The sequence below is a fragment of the Massilia rubra genome, from assembly GCF_011682065.1.
Lineage (GTDB): Bacteria > Pseudomonadota > Gammaproteobacteria > Burkholderiales > Burkholderiaceae_D > Telluria_A > Telluria_A rubra.
In genome coordinates this window covers 1-7818 of sequence record NZ_VUYU01000055.1, presented here as the reverse complement: position 1 = coordinate 7818, position 7818 = coordinate 1, and the positions used below count along the sequence as shown (strand labels likewise).

At 57.5% G+C, this 7818-nt stretch carries 10 protein-coding genes; all 10 read right to left on the bottom strand.

Features of this window, described 5'->3' with window-relative positions:
- Positions 1-233 (bottom strand): IS66 family insertion sequence element accessory protein TnpA (tnpA, locus tag F0185_RS33785; protein ID WP_167233034.1); only part of this gene is annotated, 233 nt, incomplete at its 3' end.
- 173 nt (positions 234-406) lie between these two features.
- Positions 407-829 (bottom strand): F0F1 ATP synthase subunit epsilon, encoded by a 423-nt coding sequence (locus F0185_RS33780; RefSeq protein WP_099873373.1) that lies wholly within the window; start codon positions 827-829, stop codon positions 407-409.
- A 56-nt stretch (positions 830-885) separates the two neighbouring features.
- The gene (atpD, locus tag F0185_RS33775; RefSeq protein ID WP_167233032.1) at positions 886-2286 is read right to left on the bottom strand and encodes a F0F1 ATP synthase subunit beta; all 1401 of its coding nucleotides are present in this window, start codon (positions 2284-2286) and stop codon (positions 886-888) included.
- A 32-nt stretch (positions 2287-2318) separates the two neighbouring features.
- Positions 2319-3194, bottom strand: coding sequence for a F0F1 ATP synthase subunit gamma (atpG, locus tag F0185_RS33770; RefSeq protein WP_167233030.1), 876 nt, complete (start codon positions 3192-3194; stop codon positions 2319-2321).
- Between the two features lie 57 nt (positions 3195-3251).
- Positions 3252-4793 (bottom strand): F0F1 ATP synthase subunit alpha, encoded by a 1542-nt coding sequence (gene atpA / locus F0185_RS33765; RefSeq protein WP_167233028.1) that lies wholly within the window; start codon positions 4791-4793, stop codon positions 3252-3254.
- Between the two features lie 78 nt (positions 4794-4871).
- Positions 4872-5405: a F0F1 ATP synthase subunit delta gene (locus tag F0185_RS33760; protein ID WP_167233026.1), complete on the bottom strand. Its 534-nt coding sequence runs from the start codon at positions 5403-5405 to the stop codon at positions 4872-4874.
- Between the two features lie 2 nt (positions 5406-5407).
- Complete coding sequence (locus tag F0185_RS33755) at positions 5408-5878, bottom strand: F0F1 ATP synthase subunit B (protein WP_167233024.1); 471 nt, start codon at positions 5876-5878, stop codon at positions 5408-5410.
- Between the two features lie 75 nt (positions 5879-5953).
- Positions 5954-6196, bottom strand: a complete 243-nt coding sequence (atpE, locus tag F0185_RS33750; protein ID WP_073221179.1) for a F0F1 ATP synthase subunit C — start codon at positions 6194-6196, stop codon at positions 5954-5956.
- A 97-nt stretch (positions 6197-6293) separates the two neighbouring features.
- Positions 6294-7133, bottom strand: a complete 840-nt coding sequence (gene atpB / locus F0185_RS33745) for a F0F1 ATP synthase subunit A (protein WP_167233022.1) — start codon at positions 7131-7133, stop codon at positions 6294-6296.
- A 1-nt stretch (position 7134) separates the two neighbouring features.
- Positions 7135-7473: an ATP synthase subunit I gene (locus F0185_RS33740; protein ID WP_167233020.1), complete on the bottom strand. Its 339-nt coding sequence runs from the start codon at positions 7471-7473 to the stop codon at positions 7135-7137.
- Positions 7474-7818: the final 345 nt, after the last annotated feature.

The following is a 7818-nucleotide window of genomic DNA, read 5'->3' as shown; positions in this document are numbered from 1 at the left end:
GTCCAGCCACTGGGACTACGCAGGCTCAATGCCGGCGCCGCATCGGTGGAGGCTGCAATCGACACTGGCAGCAGCGCCGCCGGCACGACGGGCGCGGCCAGGCGGCGCGCCCAATAGTTAAGCTGCCTTTGCGGGTAGCCCTGGCTCTCCGCAAAGGCGCGTTGGGATTGGCCGCTCTTGCGCCATTGCGCAACCCGCTCCTCCCACAATGACTCGCGTTCCAAATTTGCCATCTCTATCTCCAAGTTGAAGATCACAGTGTGGGCAATTTATGGAACGGAAGAAAGGTGGGCGGGCTGGATGCTTACGAAACAGGCAGCCACAGTCTGCCACGGTAGCAAAGCAGACGTAAAAAAGGCAGCCTCGGCTGCCTTTTTCACTATGGCGGGTCGAGCCCGCCACCTGCTTAACGCTTGTTGCGGAAGCGCTGGATTGCCTGCAATTGGGCAATCGCAGCCGCCATCTCGGCTTGCGCCTTGGCGTAATCGATCTTCGATACCTTGTTGACCATTGCTTCTTCGGCCGCTTTTTTGGCGGCCAGTGCTTTTGCTTCGTCCAGGTCGCCACCGCGAATCGCGGTGTCTGCCAGCACGGTCACGCCGTTCGGCTGCACTTCCAGGATGCCGCCAGCGACGAAGACGAACTCTTCTTCAGCCTGGCCAGCCACCTTGATCCGTACCGCACCCGGCTTGATGCGCGTGATCAGCGGGGTGTGCTTGGGATAAATCCCCAGCTCGCCTGCTTCACCCGGCAACGCGACGAACTCGGCTTCGCCCGAAAAAATACTGGCTTCGGCCGATACCACGTCAACGTGAAATGTGTTTGCCATGTGTGTCCTATCGGGTTCTGGCGCCCCGCTGAGTCAGCGCGGCGCCTTCGCCTGTCTTAGTTGAGCTTCTTGGCTTTTTCGATTGCTTCTTCGATCGTGCCAACCATGTAGAACGCTTGCTCAGGCAGGTGATCCAGTTCGCCCGATGCGATCATCTTGAAGCCTTTGATCGTGTCTTTCAGCGAAACGTATTTGCCCGGAGCACCGGTAAACACTTCAGCAACGTGGAACGGCTGCGACAGGAATTTCTGCATCTTACGAGCGCGTGCGACCAGCAGCTTGTCTTCCGGCGCCAACTCGTCCATGCCCAGAATCGCGATAATGTCGCGCAATTCCTTGTAGCGCTGCAGGGTGCCCTGGACAGCGCGCGCGGTATCGTAGTGTTCCTGGCCGACGACGAGCGGGTCCAGCTGGCGCGAGGTCGAGTCGAGTGGGTCGACCGCAGGGTAGATACCCAACGAAGCGATGTCACGCGACAGGGCAACGGTCGAATCCAAGTGAGCAAAGGTGGTTGCTGGCGATGGATCGGTGTAATCATCCGCAGGGACGTACACGGCCTGGATCGAGGTGATCGAACCGGTCTTGGTCGAGGTGATGCGCTCTTGCAGACGGCCCATCTCTTCGGCCAGTGTTGGCTGGTAACCCACGGCCGATGGCATACGGCCCAGCAGTGCGGACACTTCGGTACCGGCCAGGGTGAAGCGGTAGATATTGTCCACGAAGAACAGAACGTCTTTGCCTTCGTCACGGAACGATTCAGCGATCGTCAGGCCGGTCAGCGCAACGCGCAGACGGTTACCCGGCGGTTCATTCATCTGACCGTAGACCATCGCCACTTTGGAGTTCTCTGGATTTTCCAGGTCGACCACTTTGGCGTCAGCCATCTCGTGGTAGAAGTCGTTACCCTCGCGAGTACGCTCACCCACGCCGGCAAACACGGATACGCCCGAGTGTGCTTTTGCGATGTTGTTGATCAGTTCCATCATGTTCACGGTCTTGCCCACACCAGCACCGCCGAACAGACCGACTTTACCGCCTTTGGCGAACGGGCAAACAAGGTCGATCACCTTGATGCCAGTTTCCAGCAGGTCTTGCGATGGCGACAGTTCGTCGTACGCAGGCGCCACGCGGTGGATCGATGCGGTTTGCGCGTGCGATACCGGACCGCACTCGTCGATCGGGTTGCCCAGCACGTCCATAATACGGCCCAGGGTCGCTTTACCGACCGGTACCATGATTGGCTTGCCGGTGTTCTGGATCAGCATGCCGCGACGCAGACCGTCGGAAGTACCCAGTGCAATGGTACGGACAATGCCGTCGCCGAGCTGCTGTTGTACTTCCAGGGTCAGTTCGGAGCCTGCCATTTTCAGTGCGTCGAAAACCTTCGGCATTGCATTGCGTGGGAACTCAACGTCCACCACAGCGCCGATACACTGAACGATTTTGCCATCAGCCATGTTCGTTCCTTCAATAGTATTTAAATTCGGGTTTAGACCGCTGCCGCACCGGCGACGATCTCGGAGAGTTCTTTGGTAATCGCAGCCTGGCGGGTCTTGTTATAGATCAGCTTCAGGTCGCCGATGACGCTGCCGGCGTTGTCGCTTGCCGCTTTCATCGCCACCATGCGCGCCGATTGCTCGGACGCGAGGTTTTCGGCCACTGACTGATACACCAGCGCTTCCACATACCGCACCAGCAGTTCGTCGATCACGGTCTGCGCTTCCGGCTCGTAGATGTAGTCCCATGCGTGACTACTCTTGTCGCTTTCAAGCTTGTCGGCGGTCAGCGGCAAGAGCTGCTCGACCATCGGGATTTGCTTCATCGTGTTTACGAACTTGGTGTAGCAAATATAGACTGCGTCCAGCTCACCTTCCTCGTAGCGGTCGAGCATGACCTTGATCGGCCCGATCAGCTTGTCGAGGTGGACCGTATCGCCGATCTGGATCGCATGCGACACGACCTTCACGCCAACGCGGTTCATAAAACCCAAACCTTTGTTGCCAATGGCAACCGCTTCAATCTTGTTGCCAGCCGTTTCCAGCTCGCGGGACTTTTGCGTCAACAGACGCAGGATGTTGGTGTTCATGCCGCCGCACAGACCCTTGTCGGTCGTGATGACGATGAAACCAACCGCCTTCGCTTTCACGTCCTTGCCTTGCGCCATGAACGGATGCGTGTATTCCGGATTCGCCGTAGCCAGATGCGAGGTGATGTTACGAATCTTGTCACTGTAAGGGCGAGCGGCACGCATCCGGTCCTGCGCTTTGCGCATTTTGGACGCGGCGACCATTTCCATCGCCTTCGTGATCTTCTTCGTATTCTCTACGCTCTTGATCTTGTTACGTATCTCTTTGCCTACTGCCATGAGTCCTTACTCCTTTTGCGCTATCGGGGGCCGCGTACGGCCGGCCCCTCTAGACAATTAATATGCGCCGGATTTTTTGAAGTCAGCAATGGCTGCGGCCATGGCGGCTTCGCCGTCCTTGTCCAGTTGCTTGGTTTCTTCGATCTTGGCCAGGAGAGCAGCTTGCTTGGTCTTCATGTAGCCGTGCAGACCGGCTTCGAACGCCAGTACTTTCTTCACTTCGACATCATCGAAGTAGCCTTTGCTGACCGCGAACAGGGTCACGGCCATGATCGAGATCGACATTGGCGAATACTGGGCCTGCTTGAGCAGTTCGGTGACGCGCGCGCCACGGTCGAGCTGCTTGCGGGTCAGGTCGTCCAGGTCGGAAGCGAACTGCGCGAACGCAGCCAGTTCACGGTACTGCGCCAAGTCGGTACGGATACCGCCGGACAGGTTTTTGATGACCTTGGTCTGGGCGGCGCCACCGACGCGCGATACCGAAATACCGGCGTTAATCGCAGGACGGATACCCGAGTTGAACAGCGAGGTGTCCAGGAAGATCTGGCCGTCGGTAATCGAAATCACGTTGGTCGGAACGAAGGCGGATACGTCGCCAGCCTGGGTTTCGATGATCGGCAGTGCGGTCAGCGAACCGGTCTTGCCTTTGACGGCGCCGTCGGTGAACTTCTCGACGTAAGCCGCGTTCACGCGTGCCGCGCGTTCGAGCAGGCGGCTGTGCAGGTAGAACACGTCGCCAGGATAAGCTTCGCGGCCTGGTGGACGGCGCAGCAGCAGCGAGATCTGACGGTAAGCAACTGCTTGCTTCGACAGGTCATCGTAGACGATCAGTGCGTCTTCGCCGCGGTCACGGAAGTATTCGCCCATGGCGCAACCGGAGTACGCGGAAATGTATTGCATTGCAGCCGACTCGGAAGCCGATGCTGCCACGACGATGGTGTATTCCATCGCGCCGTGCGTCTCGAGCGAGCGCACGATGTTCTTGATGGTCGATGCCTTCTGGCCGATCGCGACGTAGATACACGTCATGTTCTGGCCCTTCTGGTTGATGATCGCATCGATCGCGACAGCCGATTTACCAGTCTGGCGGTCACCAATGATCAGCTCGCGCTGGCCACGGCCGATCGGCACCATCGAGTCGATCGACTTCAGGCCGGTCTGCATTGGCTGCGAAACGGACTCACGGGCGATCACGCCCGGTGCGATTTTTTCGATCGCGGCGGTCAGCTTGGCGTTGACAGGACCCTTGCCGTCGATTGGCTGGCCCAGGGCGTTGACAACACGACCCTTGAGTTCAGGACCGATCGGCACTTCCAGGATGCGGCCGGTGGTCTTCACGGTGTCGCCTTCGGAAATGTGCTCGTAAGCACCCAGAATCACGGCGCCGACAGAGTCGCGCTCGAGGTTCATCGCCAGGCCAAAGGTATTGCCCGGGAATTCCAGCATCTCGCCCTGCATCACGTCCGACAGGCCATGGATACGGCAGATACCGTCGGCTACGGAGATTACCGTGCCCTGATTGCGAATGTCAGCCGAACCTTCGAGGCCTTGGATCCGGCTTTTGATCAGTTCGCTGATTTCAGATGAATTAAGTTGCATGCTAACTCCTAATAGTTTCTTGATGCGTAAGGCAAGGGCGTCTGCGCCGGCGTGCTGTGCGAGTCTGGAACGCGTTCGTTACGCTGTCAGCGCAACATGCATCTGTTGCAGCTTGGCGCGTACCGAGGTATCGAGCACTTCATCACCGACGACCACGCGCACACCACCGATCAGCGAGGGATCCACTGTCACCGTTGGGTTGAGCTTGCGGCCAAATTTCTTTTCCAGCGTCGCGACCAGTTGCGCAACCTGCGGCTGGGCAATCTCGAAGGCGCTGGTGATGTTGGCGTCTGCGGCACCGGCATTCGTGTTCTTGAGCACCTGGAACTGGGCATTGATTTCCGGCAGCAGCGACACGCGGTGGTTTTCCACCAGCATGGCAACGAAGTTGCTCACTTCCGCGGTCACTGGCGATTTCAGCAGCGACACGAGGGTCGAGGCGACATCGGCGGCGGCCACGTTCGGGTTGGCCGCGTAGGCCAGCACATCGTGGTGAGCGCCGAGCTGGGCCAGCTCGGACAACACTTCGGACCAGGCCGCCACGTTGCCTTGCTGGGCAACGCGGTACAGGGCTTCGGCGTAAGGACGGGCGACGGTTGCGAGTTCGGCCATGATTACAGCTCGACCGACAATTGCGACAGCAGGTCGGCGTGAGCCGCTGCGTTCACTTCGCGCTTGAGGATCTGCTCGGCGCCTTTGACGGCGAGGGCAGCGACCTGGCCACGCAGTTCTTCGCGCGCGCGGTTAACCTGTTGCTCGGCATCTGCCTTGGCCGACGCAATAATGCGGGCCGCTTCTTCAGCAGCTGCTTTCTTGGCATCGTCGAGGATCATGGCGGCGCGCTTGTCGGCGTCGATGATGCGCTTTTGACCTTCATCACGGGCAGCGGCCAGGTCTTTCTGGACTTGCTCATGGGCTTTCTGCATTTCTTCCTTACCGCGGTCAGCTGCGGCCAGGCCATTCGAGATCCTCTGGATGCGCTCGTCGAGCGCTTTCATCAGTGGCGGCCACACGAATTTCATCGTGAAACCAGCCAGGATGAAGAAGACCACGAACTGGGCAAACAAGGTTGCGTTTAAGTTCACGGTGTTTTCCTTCTCACAAAAACGGATGCCGAACCGCGAGGTTCGGCCATTCTTTGACTGCGATGTCCGGCTTAATTAAGCGTGGAACGGATTTGCGAATGCGAACAGCATCGCGATACCAACACCGATCAGGAACGCCGCATCGATCAGACCAGCCAGCAGGAACATTTTGGTTTGCAGGGTGTTCATCAGTTCAGGCTGACGAGCCGAAGCTTCGAGGTATTTGCCGCCCATGATAGCGATACCGATACAAGCGCCGATAGCGCCCAGACCGATGATCAAACCGCAAGCCAGAGCAACAAAAGAATAGTCAGTCATGAGAGTTCCTTCAAAAAGTAAATTAAAAAATTGAAAACTAAAAAATACAAACTTTGCTTACTACCACTATCTTTCGATACTGTCCGAACTGCTGCGATCAGTGGCCTTCATGCGCCTGGCCGATGTACACCAGCGTGAGCATCATGAAAATGAACGCTTGCAGGAACACGATCAGGATGTGGAAGATAGCCCAGATCGAACCGGCGATGACGTGGCCGACAAAGCCGAACGTCGTAGCCATCGCACCCAACAAAGCGATCAACAGGAACAGCAGTTCGCCAGCAAACATGTTGCCGAACAGTCGCATGCCGAGCGACACGGTTTTTGCTGCGTACTCGATGATGTTCAACAGCAGGTTGAACGGCGCCATGGCGATACCGAAAGGCGCGGAAAACAGTTCGTGGATCCAGCCGCCGATACCCTTGATCTTGATGCTGTAATAGATCATCAGTGCAAACACGCCCAGGGCGATGCCCAGCGAGCCGTTCAGGTCGGCGGTCGGCACCACGCGGTGATGCGGGAACAGATGTTCAATATTGAGCAGCTTGAACAGGCCGGAGAACAGGTCAACCGGCAAGAAGTCGAGCGAATTCATCAGTGCAACCCAGACGAACACGGTCAGCGCCAGCGGCGCGATGAAGCTGCGGTCGCCGTGGACGATGTCCTTGGCCTGGTTGTCGACCATTTCGAAGACCATTTCGACGGCGGCCTGGAAGCGGGTCGGCACGCCGGCGGTAGCTTTGCGCGCGGCCAGCCACATGATCAGGCAGCCGAGCACGCCCATCGTAATGGACCAGAACAACGTGTCCATATTGATGATCGAAAAATCGATCACCTTGTCCTGATGGTGGTTCGACAAATGACCCAAGTGGTGCTTGATGTATTCTGATGCGGTCGGCGCGTGTGCTGCGCCAGCTTCAAGTGTTGAGCTCGTCATGTCAGTGCCTAAATATTAAGAATATGTAACTTTTCAGCGCCGCGATGAAGCCGCCGATCATGGCGAAGACATTCAAGTCGCGGTACAGCGAGAAGGTGGCGGCAATCAGCGCCACCGTCAAAGCAATCTTTATGAATTCCCAGATAAAAAACGATATCGGGTCGGCCCCGCCGGGTTTCTGCGCGCTGGCGAACAGGCGCACCGCGAACACCGCATTGGGCAAGACACAACACAATCCGCCGAACACAGCCGAAAACATCGCAGCCCATCCCCCCAGCAGCGCGGCGATGATGCCGACGACGACTGTCACTATCAATTGCAGGGAGACTAAGCGCAACATGTTGTATTCCTTGCGCCAGCCATATAAGTGCCGTGTTTCGGTGTCTGAATTATGTGAATCAGCGGGATTATAAGTGCTTATGCTGGCGTGCGTCAAACGTTGCTGCACGGTGAATGAGCCTGATTGTGTTCAAAAACCACGCATTTTTATGCAATTTGTACTAAACGGGGGCGAACTGCTCGTTTGTGCCAAATGTTAACCACAAGCAACATCTTGCGTGATAATGGGTACAGTCTCGGGGGGTGACCCCCCCCCGGGGCCCCCACCGAAACAAAAAAACCCACCCCAAGACACCAAAAAAAAGTTTACCCCCCCCCGGGCGCCCCCCACCACGGGGGAGGCAAA